This window comes from Amycolatopsis thailandensis, assembly GCF_002234405.1.
Lineage (GTDB): Bacteria > Actinomycetota > Actinomycetes > Mycobacteriales > Pseudonocardiaceae > Amycolatopsis > Amycolatopsis thailandensis.
On record NZ_NMQT01000067.1, the window covers coordinates 12936 to 32194 of the forward strand.

Annotated in this window: 21 protein-coding genes and 1 tRNA gene; 10 read left to right on the forward strand and 12 right to left on the reverse strand. The window is 68.5% G+C overall.

Translation table 11 applies throughout. The annotated features are described in order from the left end of the window. The first annotated feature begins 678 nt into the window (after positions 1–678). The gene (locus CFP71_RS19220) at positions 679–1890 is read left to right on the forward strand and encodes a hypothetical protein (RefSeq protein WP_093935249.1); all 1212 of its coding nucleotides are present in this window, start codon (positions 679–681) and stop codon (positions 1888–1890) included. Further along, positions 1887–2303, forward strand: coding sequence for a hypothetical protein (locus tag CFP71_RS19225; RefSeq protein ID WP_244199741.1), 417 nt, complete (start codon positions 1887–1889; stop codon positions 2301–2303). The genes CFP71_RS19220 and CFP71_RS19225 overlap by 4 nt, the downstream gene beginning before the upstream one ends. Before the next feature lie 88 nt (positions 2304–2391). Here the strand turns inward: CFP71_RS19225 and CFP71_RS44215 are convergent, their stop codons facing one another. Next, the gene (locus CFP71_RS44215; protein ID WP_093935250.1) at positions 2392–2775 is read right to left on the reverse strand and encodes a VOC family protein; all 384 of its coding nucleotides are present in this window, start codon (positions 2773–2775) and stop codon (positions 2392–2394) included. 184 nt (positions 2776–2959) lie between these two features. On the opposite strand from CFP71_RS44215, the gene CFP71_RS19235 reads away from it, so the two are divergent. Next, the gene (locus tag CFP71_RS19235; protein ID WP_208635986.1) at positions 2960–3379 is read left to right on the forward strand and encodes an Imm10 family immunity protein; all 420 of its coding nucleotides are present in this window, start codon (positions 2960–2962) and stop codon (positions 3377–3379) included. A gap of 17 nt (positions 3380–3396) precedes the next feature. On the opposite strand, the gene CFP71_RS19240 is transcribed toward CFP71_RS19235, so the two are convergent. Genes CFP71_RS19240 through CFP71_RS19255 form a run of 4 tightly spaced genes read right to left on the reverse strand, consistent with a single transcriptional unit; the run spans position 3397 to position 7123 of the window. Then, complete coding sequence (locus CFP71_RS19240) at positions 3397–4320, reverse strand: ribokinase (protein ID WP_093935252.1); 924 nt, start codon at positions 4318–4320, stop codon at positions 3397–3399. Further along, positions 4317–5351: a phosphotriesterase family protein gene (locus tag CFP71_RS19245; RefSeq protein ID WP_093935253.1), complete on the reverse strand. Its 1035-nt coding sequence runs from the start codon at positions 5349–5351 to the stop codon at positions 4317–4319. Before CFP71_RS19245 ends, CFP71_RS19240 begins: the two co-directional genes overlap by 4 nt. Beyond that, positions 5344–6339 carry a DMT family transporter gene (locus CFP71_RS19250; RefSeq protein ID WP_093935254.1) on the reverse strand — a complete coding sequence of 332 codons (996 nt, stop codon included), beginning with the start codon at positions 6337–6339 and terminating at the stop codon, positions 5344–5346. Before CFP71_RS19250 ends, CFP71_RS19245 begins: the two co-directional genes overlap by 8 nt. A gap of 31 nt (positions 6340–6370) precedes the next feature. Continuing rightward, a complete protein-coding gene (locus tag CFP71_RS19255; RefSeq protein ID WP_093935255.1) occupies positions 6371–7123 on the reverse strand; it encodes a glutamine amidotransferase in 753 nt (250 codons plus the stop codon). A 111-nt stretch (positions 7124–7234) separates the two neighbouring features. Between CFP71_RS19255 and CFP71_RS19260 the strand changes: the two genes are divergently transcribed. The 5 genes from CFP71_RS19260 (at position 7235) to CFP71_RS19275 (ending at position 11809) form a co-directional block, all read left to right on the forward strand. Beyond that, positions 7235–8224: a LacI family DNA-binding transcriptional regulator gene (locus CFP71_RS19260; protein ID WP_093935256.1), complete on the forward strand. Its 990-nt coding sequence runs from the start codon at positions 7235–7237 to the stop codon at positions 8222–8224. Continuing rightward, complete coding sequence (locus tag CFP71_RS19265) at positions 8221–9279, forward strand: M20 family metallopeptidase (protein ID WP_093935257.1); 1059 nt, start codon at positions 8221–8223, stop codon at positions 9277–9279. The genes CFP71_RS19260 and CFP71_RS19265 overlap by 4 nt, the downstream gene beginning before the upstream one ends. A gap of 419 nt (positions 9280–9698) precedes the next feature. Beyond that, complete coding sequence (locus CFP71_RS44220; protein WP_167406185.1) at positions 9699–9863, forward strand: hypothetical protein; 165 nt, start codon at positions 9699–9701, stop codon at positions 9861–9863. Between the two features lie 975 nt (positions 9864–10838). Continuing rightward, the gene (locus CFP71_RS19270) at positions 10839–11057 is read left to right on the forward strand and encodes a hypothetical protein (protein WP_143267122.1); all 219 of its coding nucleotides are present in this window, start codon (positions 10839–10841) and stop codon (positions 11055–11057) included. Further along, a complete protein-coding gene (locus tag CFP71_RS19275) occupies positions 11054–11809 on the forward strand; it encodes a hypothetical protein (RefSeq protein WP_093935259.1) in 756 nt (251 codons plus the stop codon). The genes CFP71_RS19270 and CFP71_RS19275 overlap by 4 nt, the downstream gene beginning before the upstream one ends. Positions 11810–12004: 195 nt before the next feature. Here CFP71_RS19275 and CFP71_RS19285 read toward each other — a convergent pair whose 3' ends face one another. From CFP71_RS19285 to CFP71_RS44990, 3 genes are all read right to left on the reverse strand, one after another. Then, on the reverse strand, positions 12005–12430 hold the full coding sequence (locus CFP71_RS19285) for a PaaI family thioesterase (protein WP_093935261.1): 426 nt from the start codon (positions 12428–12430) through the stop codon (positions 12005–12007). Further along, positions 12430–13638 (reverse strand): 3,4-dihydroxy-2-butanone-4-phosphate synthase, encoded by a 1209-nt coding sequence (locus CFP71_RS19290; RefSeq protein WP_093935262.1) that lies wholly within the window; start codon positions 13636–13638, stop codon positions 12430–12432. Before CFP71_RS19290 ends, CFP71_RS19285 begins: the two co-directional genes overlap by 1 nt. Positions 13639–13910: 272 nt before the next feature. After that, a complete protein-coding gene (locus CFP71_RS44990; RefSeq protein ID WP_244199742.1) occupies positions 13911–14093 on the reverse strand; it encodes a hypothetical protein in 183 nt (60 codons plus the stop codon). Positions 14094–14274: 181 nt separating this feature from the next. Here CFP71_RS44990 and CFP71_RS19300 point away from each other — a divergent pair, with 181 nt between their 5' ends. Next, the gene (locus CFP71_RS19300) at positions 14275–15009 is read left to right on the forward strand and encodes a class I SAM-dependent methyltransferase (protein WP_167406187.1); all 735 of its coding nucleotides are present in this window, start codon (positions 14275–14277) and stop codon (positions 15007–15009) included. Between the two features lie 517 nt (positions 15010–15526). Here CFP71_RS19300 and CFP71_RS19305 read toward each other — a convergent pair. After that, positions 15527–15599 (reverse strand) — tRNA-Asn (locus CFP71_RS19305). Between the two features lie 163 nt (positions 15600–15762). Between CFP71_RS19305 and CFP71_RS19310 the strand changes: the two genes are divergently transcribed. Beyond that, the gene (locus tag CFP71_RS19310; protein ID WP_093935264.1) at positions 15763–15942 is read left to right on the forward strand and encodes a hypothetical protein; all 180 of its coding nucleotides are present in this window, start codon (positions 15763–15765) and stop codon (positions 15940–15942) included. Positions 15943–15994: 52 nt separating this feature from the next. Here CFP71_RS19310 and CFP71_RS19315 read toward each other — a convergent pair whose 3' ends face one another. Genes CFP71_RS19315 through dnaG form a run of 3 tightly spaced genes read right to left on the reverse strand, consistent with a single transcriptional unit; the run spans position 15995 to position 19215 of the window. Further along, on the reverse strand, positions 15995–16759 hold the full coding sequence (locus CFP71_RS19315) for a trans-aconitate 2-methyltransferase (RefSeq protein ID WP_093935265.1): 765 nt from the start codon (positions 16757–16759) through the stop codon (positions 15995–15997). 33 nt (positions 16760–16792) lie between these two features. After that, positions 16793–17305: a hypothetical protein gene (locus CFP71_RS19320; protein WP_093935266.1), complete on the reverse strand. Its 513-nt coding sequence runs from the start codon at positions 17303–17305 to the stop codon at positions 16793–16795. A 2-nt stretch (positions 17306–17307) separates the two neighbouring features. Beyond that, a complete protein-coding gene (gene dnaG / locus CFP71_RS19325; RefSeq protein WP_208635987.1) occupies positions 17308–19215 on the reverse strand; it encodes a DNA primase in 1908 nt (635 codons plus the stop codon). Positions 19216–19259 lie beyond the last annotated feature (44 nt).

Below are 19259 nucleotides of genomic sequence, written 5' to 3' on the forward strand. Positions count from 1 at the left end.
GCGTCCGGACACGGCCAGCAGGATGAAGACCGGCAACGATGCGGTCACCCGGCGATGTCGGCCGGGACACCGATCCGCGTTTCTTCGGGGAGAAAAAGAAACAGCCTCGGCGCCGGGATCGTCATCCGTCGTCGGGGAGCCGGTCGAGGATCCGTTCGAGCGCGGGTCCGATGGCATCGAGCTCCCCGCTCCGCGCTGGAAGACGACCCCTTCCGGTGGCAGGCTGCCCCGATCGGGCGGCCGCGTGGCCAGCGCGGGATCGATCAGGCCGAGCCAGACGTCCTGGCCGTCAGGTGGAAATACCGGGCCGAAAGGGTGTCAGGTCGGAGGCGAAGTCCGTGAAGGCCTCTTTCCCTACTTTCAGGGTAGGGAAAGAGGCCTTCACGGACTGGTGCACGTCATCGCCTTCCGCCGGGTGTGGCCCCGGCGCCCGGGGGCGTTCGCGATCCGCGGGTCGACTTCTCTGGCCGCTGTTCCCAATGTCGCATTCGAGACGCTCAGCGACACAAATGCGACATTGGGAACACCGCCGCCGAGACCACGTGGCTGTCCGGGACTTGCCGTCCGAAGAGTCGTTCTCCGCGATCCGATGGAACCGATCCGGCTTATGTGACATCCTAACCCAAAGTGCCACATCCACTCGGGCGACAAGTGTCCGGGAATCAAGGGGGCGGATCGATGGTGCCAACCGGGCCGGGGTTCTTCGTGCGACCGGAAGCGGTGGACGGCCTCGCCGGCCTCGTGCGCAGACAAGGGGACGGGGCCGGCGACTTCCGCCAGGCGTTCCGCAACACCATCGTCCACGGCGGCCGCACCAATGACGACGGCGAGGGGCTGCTCGCGCGGATCTGGCCGAAGCTGGACGGCTGGCAGCACGACACGAGGAATCACCTCGGTATCGCGTTCGGCTCGGGCGTCTCCGCCGGCGACACCCTCCACTGCACGGCCGTCTGGTACCGCGACACCGAACGCGCCACGGCGGAAGAACTGGACCGGAAACTCCAGGAGATCAAGGTCGAACGCGTCGGCCGGGACGAGGTCCGCGATCCGTCCTCCGCGGGAACGTTCCGGGAAGTGGCACCCGTGGACTACCCGGGCCCGAGCCCGGAGAAGATCGACAACCCGGATTGGTGGCCGGTCAAGGCTCAGGAAGCGGCCGAGGAGATCCTCGACCTCGGCGGCACCTTGGGCGACGTGGCGGGGTTCGTCGAAGACATCACCGGCGTGGACATCTTCGGCCTGGCCGCCCGCGCCGTGATCGGCGACTGGAAAGCGTTACAGGAGCAGGCGGTCCTCTTTCGCGACACCGAATCCGGGTTCGCCGGTATCGCCGCCAACATCAACCAGGGCCGCTACGGCATTCAGGACCAATGGATCGGCCGGGCGGCCGACGCCGCCAAGGACTGGCTCGACAAGTATCACGAGGCCTGCCTGGACCTGTCCGGCTACTGCGGAGCGGCCGGCGACGCCATCGAGGGCCTGGCCAGAGCGGCGTACCACCTGATGCAGGATCTCAAGCACGGCCTGGGTGTCCTGATCGAGATCCTGCTGCTGATCTACACCAAAGGCGCGATAGCGGCCGCGAAATCCGGCCAGAAAGTCGTCGGGTTCATTCTCGACGTCATCGACGCCCTCGCCGAGGGCAAAAAGCTGTTCGGGCTCTTCGGCGGCGACGTCAAGCAACTTCTCGCACTCATCTCGGCCGCCATAGACCAAACAGGCGTCATTCGCACCACCATCAGCGCCATCTTGGCGCTGGCACACCAATTCGAACTCGGCTGGGGCATCGTCGACGCGACCCGCGCCACCGCGCGCGACACCGAACTCCCCAGCTGGCCCTTCACCTACGACCATCCGCACGCGAACTGCGGACAGGGGGCCCGGCTATGACACACCTCGATCCCGCGGACAACCCCGGCTGGCCCACAGCCCGGCACAACATGTTGCGGCTGCTGGCCGCTTCCGGCACGGGGGCCGGGGCCGATTTCGCCAAGGACGTCCTGGCCGGGACCCGGCGACCACACGAACTGCTGGCGCACGGGCCCGTCACCGACGAACTCGCCGAGCAGGGCGCGGCCTTCCGGCGGCTGCTCGACAAGATCCCACCGGCCGAAGTCCGGGAGTTGCGCGCGCTTGCCCAGGACGCGGTGCGTCGCGAGGTCGAAGAACTGGCAAGCCTGGACATCGAAGCCGCCGAGGCGGAACTGCGTGCCGCGTCCGGGCCGCCGCGGGAATCCCGGCCGGACGAACGTCGCGACGAGGACGACGACTGGTTCGACCGGCCGTACATGGAGGACCTCTGACGCCCGAAGGTCGCCGCTAGGAACCGAGACACGAAGAAGGCCCAGGCCGGGTGACCTGGGCCTTCTTGCTCCCCCGCTTGGACCGGTGCTACGAGGCGGCTCGCTCGGCGGCGCTGCGTTCCACGCAGAACTCGTTGCCTTCCGGGTCCGTGAGCGTGACCCAGCCGGTGCCGTCCGGCCGGCGGTGGTCCTCGAAGAGCTTCGCGCCGGCACCGATCAGCCTGTCGACCTCTTCGTCGCGGGTGCGATCCCGAGGTTGCAGATCGAGGTGTACGCGGTTCTTCACCGCCTTGCCCTCGGGCACCCGGATGAACAGCATCGTCGGCTGCCCCTCGGCGATCAGCGACACCTCGGGATCGCCAGGCTCGTCCTCGACGCGCATCGGGCGGCCGACCGCCAGCGACCAGAACTGTGCCAGCTCGTACGGATCACCAGTGGTATCGAAGGTGATGTTGTGAATACTCGCGACCATCGCACTCTCCAAAGTGGATGAATGCGCCCCAAAGTCACGGCAGGTCAGCGGTGCCGACGGTGAGGCGCGGGCTTCTCGTGTGGGAACATCTCGACCGCACCTCCTCTCGTCGAAAGGCTGACCACGTGATCATCCCATCCTCCGGTCGGATCGGGCAACCGAAAAGGAAGCGCTGACGATGAGATTGGCCGCCGCGGAGATCGGGTTCTTCGAAGATCACGAAGACGAAGAGGCCCTTGAAGTGGGCGTTGCCGGGGTGGACGAGTCCGGTACGCCGAGATCGTTCTCCTTTCAGCGATCCACGTACGAGCCGGATGAGCAGGAAATCCGGTCCGGAATGGATTCCTACAACGTTTCCACCGAGCGAGGCTTGACCGTCTACGGCTGCCTGCGCGGTGTCCGGCTCTCCGGAATGGTTCTCACGCTCGAATTCTCCGCCGAGGATGCGGAGATCCTCGAGATCTCGACGCCCGTCGAAGTGAACCTGACCGAATCACGGGTGGACGAGGAAAACCTCTCTCGAAAGCTTCGTGAGATTCTGGATTGGGGTTCTCCTGAGAAGCGGCCGGATCTGGTCGGCCTGGATCCGCCCACCCGCGCGTAGACAGCGCTTGCCGGGAGTCAAGCGCCGGGTACCTCGGCCAAGGTCGGCAGTGAGGGATGCGCTCCGTGCCGCGTCACGACGACAGCGGCCACTTTCGCCGCGAAACCGCAAGCCGCCACCACCTCCGCGGTCGTCGGCTCACCGGGAATTCCCGCGAGCCGGGCAGCGAGCGCTCCGACGAACGAATCTCCCGCGGCGGTGGTGTCCACCGCCCGTACCGCGACGGCCGGGACGTGCGCGGACGACGACGCGTCGAGGACGGCGCAGCCCCCGGCCCCCAGCGTCACGATCACCCACCGGCATCCCGCGGCGAACAGTTCGGCACCACCGCGCCGCAAACCGTTGTCGTCGAACGGATCCTGGCCGGTGAGCTGACGGAACTCGATTTCGTTCGCCACCACCACATCGCTGACCGGCAGCAATTTCCAGGCCACGTCGCCGGCGGGCGCGGTGTTGAGCACGGTCAGCACGCCGCGCGAGCGAGCAGCCGCGAAAGCGCGTTCCGTCGCGTCCGCCGCAGCCTCCAGCTGGCCCGCGACGACCCGGAGCCCCGGCAGTTCGCGGATCGCCGCTTCGGCCACCACCGCCGGGATGTCGGCGTTCGCCCCGGACACGACGACGATCGAGTTGACGCCCTCCTCGTCGACGGTGATCGCCGCCCTCCCGGTGGGCGACGCGGACCTTCCCACGTGGGTCACGTCGGCACCCTCGGCGCGCAGCGCTTCCAGGTACTCGTCGCCGTCCTCGTCCTCGCCGACGCAGCCGATCACGGCCACTTCCGCGCCGAGCCGGGCGGCGGCGACCGCCTGGTTGCCACCCTTCCCGCCCAGCTCCCGGCTCGCGGAAAACCCCATCAGGGTCTCCCCCGGCTCCGGGATGCGCGGCGCCTGGACGAGGTGATCGACGTTGAGCGACGCGACCACCGCCACCGCGCGGCTCATGCGGTCAGCCACCGGGCCGGGACGTCTTTCATCAGCCGGGTCACGGCTTCGGCCGCCACGCCTTCGGCTTCGAGCAGATCGGCGAAGATCGTCGGCACGAACACGAGCCCGTTCCCGCCGTTGTGCGTCCACATCTGCTTCAGGAACAGGTCGTGCGACAACATGATTTGGTCCCCGAAGCCCTCGTGCACCCACCTCGCCACGGCGCGAGCGGTCTGCGAAACCGTCGGCGCGACGCCTTCGCCGGGGAACGAGATGTCGAGGCCGATCATGTCGAACTCCAGCAGCACGCCGCGTTCGAGAAGCCCACGTTGGTATCCCGGGTCGTCGCCGGACGGATCGCTGTGCGCCAAGGCCACTTTGGCCGGAAGCGCACCGCATTCCTCCAGCACGAGGTCGAGCACCTCGTGCCCGCGGCGCTGCCAACCCGGCATGTGGATGTTCAACCCCACGGCGGGCCGCTCCGCCTGCGCGAGCGCCGCGGCCCGCAAGGAGGCCCGCTCCCCGTCGGTGAAGAGCGGCGAAACACCGACCTCGCCGATGACACCGGCCCGGATCCCCGTGTCGCCGACACCGTCGTCCAGTTCGGCGAGGATGCGCTCGGTCTGCGCGTCGACGGTGACCGCGGTGATGCGCTTCCCCTCGAACTTCTCCAGATACGCGCCGGTGCCCATGACGACGGTGACCCCGGTGGCCTCGGCCACCGCCGCCAAGGCGAGCGGATCCCGGCCGATCGCCGCGCTTCCGGTCGCGTCGACCACCGTGCCGCCGCCCGCCGCGGCGAACGCGGTCACCTCGCGCACGACGCTCGCGTGATCCTTGGCAGCCACGTTGTCGTTGCAGCAGTAGGGATCCTGCCGAAGCAGGAACTGCAAGCCCGGCCCCACTTCCGCCTCGACGAGCCGCCGCGTGGCGGCATAGGAGGGTTCGGCGACCGCGGAGGACAGATCGTTGAAGAGATGCTCGTGCGGCAGCACGAGCCCGAGGTCGGCCGCGTCGACCGCGCCGAGAACGCCACGCACCTCAGCCACGGCGCACCTCGGCGGGCTGGGCGAGGACAGCCGGTTCGGCCGTGTGCCGGGAGGGGATCATCGCGATCGCCGCGGCCGCCAGTGCCACGACCGCGCCGATGACGGTGACCAGATGCAGGCTGGACCCCGCCGCGGGAGCGACGATTTCGAGCAGCAGCGAGCCGATGAGCTGACCGGCCGTGGAAGCGAGCCCCAGCAGCAGGAGTCCCAGACCGCGCACCAGCAAGGCCATCAGCGCGATCGACAGGAGGCCGAGCGGCCCGCCGAAGTACATCCACCAGGTGCCCGGCAACGCGAAATGCGCGCCCGCGACCGCCATCCGCACCAGGTACACCAGGCCGAGCGCCACGAAGCCGATGAGGAAGTTCCAGGTGATGGAAATGAACATCGAGCCGGACAGCAGGCCGATCTCGGAGTTGCCGGCGGGCTGCCAGCCGGCGAGCAGGCCACCGACGAACGGCATGATCGCCAGCGCGATCATGTGCGGTGCCGACCAGTTCGGGGACACCACCAGCACCGTGGCGCAGATGGCCAGGATCGCCCCGGCCACGCGCGGCGCGCTCATCGCCTGTTTGAACGGGACGCCGATACCGAGGCGGTCGCACACCACACCGGAGATGACCATGCCGGAGATCAGCGAAGTCTGGAAGATCGCCACCCCGAGGAAACCCACCGTGACGCCTTCGGAGAGCACGATCACCGCGCCGCACAGCCCGGCGAAGAAGTTCCACCGCGGGATCTCGCCGCGCACCAGCTGACCGGGCAGCCGGAGGAACGCGTCCCGCGTCCGGGCGCGCGCCAGCACGATGATCAGCATCAGCACCAGGCCAGTGCCGAAGGACACCAGCGCGGCGGCGTGCCCGTCGGCGAGCGCGGTGCCGAGATGTCCGTTGACGAGCGACTGCAACGGGCCGAGCATCCCGGCGAAGACGGTCGCGATGGTCAGGACGACGGCCGAAGCCGCGCGGCCGGTGGGTGACGTACTCATCGAATCCTCCTTGATCCCGAGTGCGCGCGGCTCAGATTTCGCGTCCGGCGAGCCAGGTCATCGCCTGCGCGAAAAGCTTGCGGTAGCCGTCCCAGCTCATGAACTCCTCCGGAGCCCAGTGCGGGGAGATGTCCGAGGTGAACGCGAGGGTGCGGCCGCGGCCGACCTGACGCGCGGCCAGCATGACGTCGCCCTCGACGGTGGCGAGCAACTCCGCGTCCGGCTTCAGCGTGGTGTGCTGGTATCCCAGCAGGATCGGCCAGTCCTGATCGAGGCCGGCGACCACCGGGTGACCGGACCGCACGACGTGGGCACGGACGCCCTCCGGCGTCTCGACGCGGTCGTCGTACGGGTCGATGTCGACCGGGAGGATCTCCTCGATCGGTGTCCGATGGTAGTTGGCCTTGCCCTCGAAGCCCTGGAAGCTCAGGTAGCCGCCCGCCATCATCAGGCCGCCGCCGTTCGTCACCCACTCGCGCAGCAGTTTGAGGCGGTTGGGCGTCGGACGGCCACGAGTGAAGGTGTCCGGGTGCAGCAGCAGCGTGTTGGAGCCGACGTCGGAGAGCAGGACGACGTCGTAGGCATCGAGTTCCTCCAGCGTCTGCGGGAATTTCTCGGCCACGTCGTGCGAACGCAGGTGTGTCACCTCGACCCCTTCCGCGGCGAGCGCCGCCAGCAGCCGGTCGCACCCGATCTCCACCTGCGTGTGCGCGAACGGGTCGTATCCCTTGTGGTCGATCGTCGCACTGACCCACGACTCCCCGGCTAGCAGGACCTTGACCATCGACGACTCCTTCGAGCGAAAAGCGTTAGCGTTTGTTGCGCAACATAGCGCAACGCCGTCAATATAAGATGCGGTCGCAGTCGCCGTCAACGCTCAACGGGGAGGAGCCGGATGTCGCTGGCGAAGGTGGCCCGAGAGGCCGGAGTGGCCGTGTCGACGGTGTCGAGGTACGTCAAGGGGGAGCTCAACGTCGCCTCCGAGACGGCCCGGCGCATCGACGCCGCCCTGTCGGCCCAAGGGCATCCGCCCGTGCGGAAACAGGTGACCGGCCTCAGCCTCGGCCTGGTGGTCCCGTCGCTGGACAACCCGTACTTCTCCACGCTGGCGGACGCGGTGGTCGACGCCGCCGCGACGGACGGCATCGACGTGCTCACCGCGCTCACCGGGTCGTCGCCCTCACGGGAGCGCGCCGCCGTCGAACGCCTGACGCGGGTGCCGGACGTGGGCGGGCTGGTCTACCTGGGGATGAACAACACCAACGAAGCCTTCGCGAGCCGCCTCGCGGGCGATGTCCCGGTGGTCTTCCTCGACGAGTACGTCGAAGCCACCGGACCGCGGATCGCGCACGTCACCGCGAACGGTTTCGGTGGGGCCTATCAGGCGACCACCCACCTGATCTCCCAGGGCCACCGGCGGATCGCCCATGTCGGCGGACCGGCCGGGCTGCGCACGGCCGACCAGCGCGAGGCCGGATACCGGGCCGCCCTGAAGACACACGGGGTCGACGTCGACGAGTCGATGATCGTGCGCGGCGCCTTCAGCTCGGCGTTCGGCATGAACTTCTTCGCGCACATGGCGCGGGCCGGCGCGGCGCCGACGGCCGTGTTCACCGCCAGCGACATCGCCGCGGTAGGCCTGCTCGAAGCGGCCCGCCGCGCCGGGGTGACGGTGCCGGGCGACCTTTCGGTGATCGGCTGCGACGGAATCACCCTCGGTGAATGGACGTCGCCGAGGCTGACCACCGTCGCCCAGCCGACGGAGCAGATGGCCCGCAAGGCGGTCGACGAGATCACCCGCCTCGCGGCCGGCCACGCCCCGGCCGACCACGTGCTCTCCATGCGACTCGTCGTCCGCGAATCGACCCTGGAGTACCCCTCATGACCGACGAAGCCCTCGCGTTGCTGCGCGACCTGGTCCGCCGGGACACCACCTCCGGCGACAGCGCCGCGCAGGCCGCCGCGCAGGAACTGGCCGTCTCCTACGCCACCGCCACCGCGGGCGTTCGCGTGCTGCGACGCTCCAGCACCGGGCGACCGTGGGTACTGGTCGGCACCGGCTCCGGTGACGGGGTGTTGTTCGTGTGTCACATCGACACCGTCCCCGTCGGCTCCCCCGCGCTCTGGGACCGCGACCCGTTCTCCGCGGACGTCGACGAGGAGTTCCTGCACGGCCGCGGCAGCGTCGACATGAAGGGCGGGCTGGTCGCCGCCCTGGCGGCGTTGCGCAACGCCGCGGAAGCCGGTGCCGACGCGCAGGTCCTCATCACCAGCGACGAAGAGATCGGCTGCCGCGGCGCGATCGAAGCTTCGGCCTCGCTGGATCTGTCGCCGCGGATCGTGGTGGTGCCGGAAGCGACCCGGAACCGCGTCTCGCTCGGACATCGCGGAGCGACCTGGCTGCGGCTCACCGCGCGAGGGAAGGCGGCCCACGGCTCCACGCCCCAGCTCGGCCGCAACGCGATCCGGTTGCTCGCCGACCGCGCCCTCGGCGCCCTCGACTCCCTCTCCTTGGCCGCGGACGATTATCTGGGCGAGGAAACCGTCAACGTCGGCACCTTCGAGGGCGGGACCGCAACGAACATCGTGCCCGCGTCGGCTGTCCTGACGCTGGACGTGCGCACTGTGGACGGTGGAGCCGAAGCGATCGCCTGGGCTTCCTCGCTCGATCCGGCCATCACCGCGGAAGTGGATCTCGATCTGCCCGCCGTCCGGACCGCGCACCTGCCCGAGCCGCTATCCGGCCAGGTCACCGCGCCCGCCGCCACCTATTTCACCGACGCTTCGGCTTTGGCCGGGTCGGTGACCGGAGCCCCGATCGTGATCTGGGGCCCGGGAGATCCCCGGCAGATGCACGCGGCGAACGAAAAGCTGGAACTGGAATCCTTCGAGCAGGCTTCGCGCAACTACGTCGAGCTGGTCCTGTCCGTCGCCCGCTGATCACCGGCGAACCCGGCCTCTGGACACAAGAAGCCCAGGCCGCGCGGCCCTGTGTAACGCCCGCCGCCATAGCGGTGACCGTGTGGATTTCGTTGCGTTAGGTGACCCGAAATCCACACAGTCCCGCGTGACCGGTCCGGTCGCGACAGTCGGAGGCAGGAGGGTGTGTGGAAATAGGGACGTTGAACGTCCCTATTTCCACACACCCCCTCACCCTGGACCGCGACTTCGACAGCGTCCGGGCTGATGAGGTCCGCGAACCCGATGACGGACCCCTTACCTCGCCTGAGCAGTGAATCGACGAGGGTAAGGGGGCGGATCAGGTGCGAGTGCAGGTGATCACCCGATGCCAGGTGGCATCCCTCAGGACGACTCTGATCACTACCAACGAGGCAGTGAGTTCCTGAAGGAGAGCCACCATGATGCACAGCAACGACGTTCTTCTCACCGGCGTGCTGGCCGAGGTCGACTACCGGACCGAGCAGATGCTCAAGGCAGGCCGCGGCGCCTGGATCGCCCGGGCACGACGGGTGGGTAAACGGCTCCGCATACCCCGCACCCAGACCCGGCCCTCGGTTCATTAGCGCCGAGGGTCACGGGACGACCGGAGCGGGGTTCCGGGCCCTCGTTGCCGGCGGCGCGGACATCGCCTCGCCGATCTGTGCGGCCTGCCTGCCGAAGAACCAGACCGCAGGAGCTCCGGGCGTTGCGGAACCCGCGGCAAAGGTGTGCCGAAGAGCCTCGGAAAACAGCGGCGCGGGCACCGCTGGTCGCCATCCCGAGGGCGGGCGACCTGATCGGTGAGATGCGCGTCGAGATGGGGGCGGGCGTTCACCGATGCGTGCCCACGGGTGTCCACGCGATCTCTGTGGACGGCTCTATAGTGGTGCTGACCTGCGTGAGTCCGGAAGCCGGGTGTCTGGTGTCCACCAGTGGACTCGCCGTGGCTTGCGGGGGCTCATTCTGGTTCTCGCAGTTACGGGGGATTTAACGGTAGCGGGGGTTGGAGGCATCATGACCAGGTACGTCGTCACGCGGCGCGCGTTGTCGCATGCCTCGGTCCGGTGCCGTGTCGTGTCTTCTCCGCCCGTGAGTGGGGGCGGTGAGGGTCCTGAAGCCCTTCTGCGTGGTTGCGGTGGAGCACAGGGACTTGCGGTCTAGCTGGAACTAGCCCGCACACTCAGGCGAGGCCTCGAGCGTAGTTTTCGCTCGAGGCCTTCGTCGTGTCTATGGGGACTCCGCCGAGTGGGCGTAGACATCGTTTGAGTCGCGGGGTCTTCTCATGTGCGTGCGCGTGCGGGACGATTTTCACGTTCCGGTCCCACCCCGGGATGTCGCCGACAGGGCCGTGGTTCCAGCCGCATCAGCCCGACCGGTGAGTGCTCGTAAATCCGCAACCACGAAACGCACCATCCTCGCCCGCCCCTTCTCAAGATCGGGGCGGGCAGGCGCGTTTCCTCGCAGAGGGGCACAACAACATGGCGTTGACAACGGTGAGACCGCCCTCCAGAGGCGGCGCCGTCCCGGCCGCGGTCAGACTGACCTGGCCGGAGGCCTTCGTGATCACGTTGGCCGTCGGCCTGACCATCTTCCTCAACGTGCACGACCACACCCCGATCGTCGCGGCCGCGGGCATCGCGGCGGGCGTGATGGTGGTGTTCGTCGCCGTCCTCGCGGTCCCGCGCGGCATCGGCGAGATCGCGAAGAACCTGCGCTTCCTGCGCTCGGCGGCGGACGAACTGGCCCGCCTGCACCAGGAGCGGGAGGGCGGGCGATGACCGTGACCAGCCCAGGCGAGCAGCAGCTCGTCTTCGAAGCAGGCGACGCGACCGAATTCCGGGCCCTGATGGGGCGGATCCTCGACACGTCTCCGTTGAGCTGCGGCCAGATCTCCATCAAGACCGGCATGCCTCGCTCCACCGCCTACAGCCTGCCCGACACCAAACGACCCGGTCTCCCGAGCAACCCCGACCAGGTCGAAGCCTTCGTCAAGGCCTGTGGCCTGACCCCCATCCAGATCGATCTCGTGAAAGACCTCTGGCACAAGCTGCACCGGGAAGCCGAAAACACCCGCGCCGGCAGCGACAAGCCGGTCAGCGCCGAGCCCGCGCCCCCGGCGGGCGGGCTCTACGCCGCCGGCGCCGACTTCCTCGACGGCGGCGGTTACTCGAACACCTACGGATACGGGTATGGATACGAACAGGGGTACGGTCCGTACCTCGACGAGGAAGCCTCTCCGCTGCGGTATCTCAGCAGGGCAGGCACGATACCCAAGCCACCGTATGCGCGCAGGAACACCAGCTGGACCGAGCTGCTGCACTACGTCCTGGGTGACGAACGCCGGACCCGGCACGCGGTCATGCTGCTGATCCCGGTCACGCTGCTGCTGCTCGGCATCGTGTGCGCGCTGGTGTTCCTCGCGGTCAAGATGCCCACCGCCACACCGCTGGTCGTGGCCGGGCTGCTCTCCCCGCTCCTGATCGCTCTCCGCAGGAGCGGCCGGAAAACGAAGAAGAAGATCGACGACTAGAACCCGAACCCGGTGAAGGTCGAGGGGCCCCGCCAGCCGATGCGCTGACGGGGTCCGTCGACGTTCAGCCGGTCGTGCTGAAACCAGCTCAGCGGATCGTTTCCGAACACCTCGGGCGAGTGCCGGCACGATTCCCTGCCGTGGATGCAGGATCCGCGGCTCGCGTCGCCGATGGTTCTCCCCGCCACCGGTGCATCAGGCGGTCGGGCCGTTCCTGGTCATCACGCTTCCTTGTGCCACGGCACTGAGCGTCGTGGCCCCGTCCTGGCCGATCACGTGGAGTTCACAGCGGCAGGTGGCTCGCCGACGGCCGCTGTAGAGGACCTGCGCCTCCGCCGCGAGCCGGATTCCCTTTGCAGGCCGCAGATAGTCGATGCTGAACCCACTGGTGAGAATGGACGGCCCCAGCGTCGTCCCGGCGGCGAAGGTGATCGCGTTGTCCGCCGCATAAGCGAGTACGCCGCCGTGGAGATAGCCGTTCTGTTGCAACAGGTCTTCGCGGATGTCGAGTTCCAGGGTCGCCGCGCCGTTCCCGAACGCGGTCACGCGCGCGCCGAGCAAGACGCTGAACGGTTGCGCGGCGAGACCCGTCCGGGCGTCTTCGAGGGTCAGTGCGGTCATCAGAGCCACGCTTTCAGATCAGCCAAATCCACCATGGGCATTCCCCAGCGCAACGCCGCCACTTCGAGGTCGGCGCTGCCCGCCATCGTGCCGTCAGGGTTCATCACTTCGCAGCAGACGCCGACCGGGGGAAGGCCTGCGGCAACACACAGGGCGACGGTCGCTTCGGTGTGCCCGGACCGCTCGGCGAGCAGACCCGGCCGAGCGGCGAGCGGGAACACGTGCCCTGGACGCAGGAAGTCCCCGGCTGTCGCGTTCGGATCGGCCAGTTTCCGCACGGTGGCGGCGCGTTCGGCCGCGGACACGCCGGTGCCCGTGCCCGCCGACAGGTCGACGGGTATCGACCAGGCCGTTCCCTGCCGGTCGCCTTCCCCGGGCATCTGCGCGATTTCGAGGCGTCGCAGCACTTCCGGCGCGCACGGCACCGCCGGGAAGCCGCAGACCTGGGTCAGCAGGAAAGTGAACGATTCGGGGCGGAGCCTGGTACCGGCGAAGATGACGTCGCCCTCGCCTTCGGTTTCCGGATCCCAGACGATGACACCGCCACCGGCTGCGAGCTGGCGCAGCACCTTCTCCACGCCGGCACGTCCGTCGACACGACCGGCCCACGGCAGCTGGGGCAACGCCTTGCCCACAGCAGAAGGTGGTGCCTTCTCGACCAAACGGCCGACCAGGTCGAGTTCCAGGTTCACCCGGTCCCCGGCCTCCAGGCCACCGAGTGTGGTGACCGAGCGGGTCATCGGGAGCAGCACGACCGAAATCCGGTCACGCAGGACCTCGGCGATGGTCACACTGACACCGTCGAGGGCGATCGGGGACTTCGCGAGCAGCCTGTCCAGCAAACGCTGCGGCGGCCGGAGCCAGATCCGGCGGGAACCGCCTTCGTCGTCGATCCGGATCACCTTGCCGACAGCGTCGACATAGCCCTGGACCAGGTGGCCGTCCAGCGGGTCGCCGACCTGAAGCGGCGTCTCGACATTGACGGCGTCCCCGGCCCCGAGCGTGTCGAACGTCGACCGGCGCCGGGTTTCGGCGGAGAGCACCGCCTCCAGGACATCGTCGACCGGCCGCACGGTGAGCCGTACCCCATTGACGCACGCCGATCCGCCGTCGTGGACCCGGCTCGCGCTCTTCGGCGCCCGCACCCGCAGCACGTCGCCCTCGATCTGTTCGACGGCACCCAACTCGCCGATTCGCCCAGTGAACATGAATCATCACCCCATTTGACGTCGTACCCCAGGAAGTCCGGCTACGGCCGGACGAAGGGGGACGCGGGGTGTCACCGCCTGGTCCCGGAATCGCACCGGGTCGTTCCACCCACTCGGCGGAACCGGCCGACTATACGGCCGCACCGTGGAATCGCACCACGAGTCGATCATAACCGGAACCAGGATCGATTTCGAAGCCTATGCGAGTCGACTTCCTCGGTGCCGAGGACGCTCGGCCGGACGTCCCGTCGTGACGCGCGGCGTTGTGTTCTTCACCAGCTACTCGTCGTCCAAGAGCGGGAGCCGTCGAAGCGGAGCCAGCCACCGTTGTGCACTTGCCCGGTCAGATCCTGGACTTCCGCCGCGGTATCGAGTGCGCGCTGGCAGGCGTAGAGGTCACCGAGGCCTGCCAAGGCTTCCGCTTGGACGGCAGCCGCCCCGTGCCGGGTCGACAAGTCGGTATCACCCTGGGATGTCAGTGTGGCGGCCAGATCGAGCAGCGGGACGGCGTCGGCGAACTCGCGTTCGTAGACGGCGATGAACGCCAGGCGCTACCGCGCCGTCCGTGCTGTGCGACACCCTCGTCCTCGAAATCGGCCTCCGCTCACTACTGGCCCCGGACACCACCCCAGCTACATGAACCTGGCCGACAACAACATCGCCTACCGCCACCCCGACCTCTACGACGCGCTGACACAAGACAGCACCGCCGCCGCGACCTGCCAACACCTCATCAACCATTACGGCACCGCCCCCGCCGGAAGCGTCCTCGACCTCGGCTGCGGCACAGCCCGCGACCTCGCCGCACTCGCCAACAGCCACCACTGCGTCGGCGTCGACCTTCAGCCCGCCCTCATCAGACACGCACAACAGCGATATCCGGCTCTGGACCTCCGGGCCGGAGACGTGCGCACCGTCCGGCTGAACGACACCTTCGACACCATCACCTGCCTCGGCAACGCCCTCGCCTACCTGCACCACAACGACGACATCCGCGCGGCGTTCCAGACTTTCGCGGCCCACGCGCATCCCGGATCGCTGCTGATCATCGTCACCCAGATCGCTCCCACCGTCGCCGCCACGCCGGCCCGCGGCCGGGTTGACGCAGCAGGACTCGGCGCCGACGTCACCACCGAACACAGCTGGAACCCGCGCACACAGATCGCCACCGTCCACCGGACATGGCAGCTCGACGACGGCACCACCGAACACGACCTCATCGAACGCCGAATCCTGTTCCCCCGCGAACTAGAGCTCTACGCCAGCCTCGCCGGATTCACACCGCTCGCGCTCTTCACCAACGGGCAGAACCACACGGGCCCACTGATCGGTTCAACTGCCCACTTCGCCGCCACATACAACTCGTTTTAGCAAGTGAAATCGAGGAATGGCGGGTCAAGTTCTTCGAGGCCCGGATCTCCGGCATGACCTGTCGGTGCTGGATGCCATGGTCTTCACGCTCAAGATTCCCTTGAGCCAGGCGGATACCCGGCTGGGCCGAGCCGTTTCCGTCACGGAGCCTGCGCACACGCCCGACCTCAGCGCTAGACGAAGCCGGTCCCTTCGGACGAGGAGGAGAAACGGGCAGGGCGAACCGCTGCTTCCGTCCTCGGCGACCATTCGGGCGGTCGACACGGGGTCCGCTGCGGGCAAACTTGCCGCGACCCGGCCCCACCACCCGAGAGCAGCATCAGGCTGGGCTGCCGCACCCACGATCGTCACCGCGCCCCGCACACCCCGTAGGGAACATCACCGCCCGCTGGCCGACCCGAACGCCGGGACGGCTTTAGCAAGCGGCGTGACAGGCAAACACCGGACGAGCGTCGAAATCGACACCGGATCGGCCCCAAGAAACGAAGAAGCCCAGGCCGCGTGGCCTGGGCTTGAGCTCCCCCGCTTGGACTCGAACCAAGAACCCTCCGGTTAACAGCCGAATGCTCTGCCAGTTGAGCTACAGGGGATTGTGCTCCGTACCAGCCGGATCGCTCCGACCGATGAGAGAACTTTAGCCCATGCCCGCCGACGGCCGCGCACCCACCCCCCACTTTCGACGTCACCTCGTCAAGCTCGCGTTTTGAGGGACAATGACAGCCGGAGCAAGATCGAACGGAGGCGTGGACTCGGATGAAGATGTTCCTGCTGGGTGCGGCCGCGGGCTACGTGTTGGGCGCGAAGGCCGGCCGGGGACGGTACGAGCAGATCGTGCGGACGTACCGCAAGGTCGCTGACCACCCCATGGTGCAGGGCGCCGCCGGGGTCGCTCGCGCCAAGGTCGGCGAGAGGTTCGGTCGGCCGGAGCGCTGACCCCGCTCGAGACGAGCCGAAAGGGCCCTTCACCTGCGGATGGAGGGCCCTTTCACGGTACGACGGCGACCACGAAGACGCGCCGGAACTCGAACCACGTGGTCCCGTCGGGGCGCGGCGGGTAGGCCTCGTCCAGTTTGCGGGCGATCTGCGCGCGGAAGTGGTCCCAGTCGGCTCCGGGGAGGGCCTCCTTGACCGGCCGCAGCGAGGTGCCGGTGATCCATTCGAGCACGGCGTCCTCCCCGGTCAGCCGCTGCAGGTACGTCGTCTCCCAGGCATCGACGGCGCAGCCCACGTCGGCGAGCAGGTTCCCGTAGCCGAGCGGGCTGTCGACGGCCTCGTTCTCCCGCAGGACGACGTCGGCGAGACGCGGAGCCCATTCCTCAGTGCGCGCGAGGGCGCGGACCAGAGCGTGCGACGGCGCGTCGAAGTTGCCCGGGACCTGGAACGCGAGCGTCGCCCCGGACGGCAGGAGGTCCACCCATCGGCGAAGCAGGACGCGATGTTCCGGGACCCACTGGAGCACGGCGTTCGAGATGACGACGTCGGTGTCCGGTTCGGGCGACCAGTCGTTGACGTCGAGCACTCGCGCGTCGACGCCCCGGGAGCGGGCGGCCTCGACCATTTCGGGTGAACTGTCGCCGGCCTCGATGATCGCGTCCGGCCAGCGTTCCGCCAGGTCGGCGGTCAGGTTCCCGGGGCCGCAGCCGAGGTCTGCGACCCGGCGGGGCTTCTCGGCCGGTATCCGCCCGAGGAGGTCGTAGAACGGCCGGGCCCGCAGGTCGGCGTAGTCGAGGTATTTGACCGGATCCCACATGGCGCCTCCCAGCGATACAGTACGAGCGTACTGCTAGCCGTGCGGCTTGGCCAGTTTCCCGGCCGCCTCCTCGGCGATCGCCTTGATCACGTCGATGTCCGTACCCGGATCCGGCCGTACCTGCAGCACCGTGCCGTCCTGGCCGGGGGCCTTGCGCTCGACGAACCACGCTCCCCCGGTGCCGAGGTCCTTGCGATGCCTGCCCCGGACCGAGCCGTCGACCCGCTGCCGCAGCAGCATCGGGACCTTGCCCGGCTGAGCGAGCCGGAACCGGACCGGGGTCTTGTCGGCCAGCAGCACGGCCTGCCCCGCGGTCCCGGTCTCCTCGGATTCGGTCAGCGTGAGCACACCGTCGGACCAGGCGGCCTTGCCGACCAGGTGCCAGCCGACCCGGCGCGGGCCCGGGATCCACAGTCCCAGCGCCGTGACCAGCAGGTATCCGCCGCCCTCGACCGCCGCGCTCCCGACGACGTGCTCACCGTCGTCCAGCGTGCCGTCGAAATCCGCCGGGACACGCTCACCCAGCAGGTGACGCAGCCAGCCCATGCTCAGTCCAATCCGCCGATGGCCTGTTCCTTCAGCGCCTTCCGGTACTGCTCGAGCGCGACGAGGTCGCCGAAGAGCGCGCGGTAGTCGTCCGGCGCCTCGACGGGAGAAAGCCGCTGGAGCTTCGACTTGATCTCGTTGATCTGGCGGCCGACCAGGCTTTCCTGCACCGCCGCGAGCTGCGCGGAGATGTAGCGCGAGTCGACTTCGCCCTTGGCGCGCAACGGTTCCACCGAAAGCTCGCTGAGCACCCGCCGCACCGTCCCCTGCGGACAGTGCGGGGCGGCCGCGTCGAGCAGGGCGGGCCCGGTCAGCCCGGAACCCGCTCCCCCGGCGGACAGCAGCGCCTTGTGGATGGCGACGTACACCGGATGGGTGAACGCGTCTTCGGGGAGCGCGTCGTACTCCGTCCCGGCGATCATCGGCTGCTGCAACGCCGCTTTGAGTGCCTCGCGCTGCGCGATGAACCGCGGATCGCCGGGTGAGGGCCTCGGCAGGTCCTCCTCGGCGGTGGTGGCGGTGGCCGCCTGAGCGGGCCGCCGGGCTTCGACGGTGGCGGAGCGTTTCGCCGTGGCGCCCGCGCTGCCGCGGACCCGGTTCACCACCTGCGCCGCGTCCTGCCAGCCGACCCACCAGGCGAGTTTCGACGCGTAGCCGTCGCGGCTGGCGCGGTCCTTGATCCCGGCGACCATCGGCACGGTCTTCTGCAACGCCGCGACCTGACCGTCGACGGAGTCGAGGTCGAACGCCTTGAGCATGCTCTTGATCGCGAACTCGAACAACGGGATCCGCCGCGCGACCAGGTCGCGCACCGCGGTGTCGCCCTTGGCCAGCCGCAGTTCGCAGGGGTCCATGCCGTCGGGGGCGACAGCGATGTAGGTCTGCCCGGCGAAGGTCTGGTCACCCTCGAAGGCCTTCAACGCCGCCTTCTGGCCGGCTTCGTCACCGTCGAAGGTGAAGATCACTTCGCCGCGGAAGGCGTCGTCGTCCATCATCAGCCGCCGGAGGACCTTCATGTGGTCCTCGCCGAACGCCGTCCCCGACGACGCGACGGCCGTCGGGACTCCGGCGGCGTGCATCGCCATCACGTCGGTGTAGCCCTCGACCACGACGACCTGATGCCGCTTCGCGATCTCGCGTTTGGCCAGGTCGAGGCCGAACATCACCTGAGACTTCTTGTAGATCGGCGATTCCGCGGTGTTCAGGTACTTCGCCGAGACGCGGTCGTCGTCGAACAGGCGCCGCGCGCCGAACCCCACGACCTCGTTGCCGACGTCGCGGATCGGCCAGAGCAGCCGCCGGTTGAACCGGTCCATCGGCCCGCGCTGCCCTTCCTTGGCGAGCCCGGCCGTGAGCAGTTCCTTGACCTCGAACCCGCGGTTGAGCAGATGCTTCGTGAGCTTGTCCCAGCCCGCCGGGGCGTACCCACAGCCGAACGTCTGCGCCGCGGCCGCGTCGAAACCCCGTTCGGACAGGAAGTCCCGCGCCGCGCGCGCGTCCGGGGTGAGCAGCTGCTCGGCGTAGAACTCCTGGGCCGCGCGGTGCGCCTCGATCAACCGGGCACGGGTGCCGCGATCGCGCTGGACGCTTCCGCCGCCGCCTTCGTAGGTCAGCCGGAAGCCCGCGCGGTCCGCGAGCCGCTCGACGGCCTCGACGAACGAGATCAGGTCCATCTTCTGGATGAACTTGATCACGTCACCGCCTTCGCCACAGCCGAAGCAGTGGAAGGTGCCGTGGGACGGGCGCACGTTGAACGACGGGGTCTTCTCGTTGTGGAACGGGCAAAGCCCCTTCAGGCTGCCGCCGCCGGCGCTGCGCAGCGCCACGTAGTCACCGATGACCTCGTCGATCCGGTTGCGCTCGCGCACCTCCGCGATGTCGCTCTCCCGAATCCGTCCTGCCACGCTCATCACTCTAGTTCTTCCTCTCCGGGCACTGTGCGGCACACTCGGGG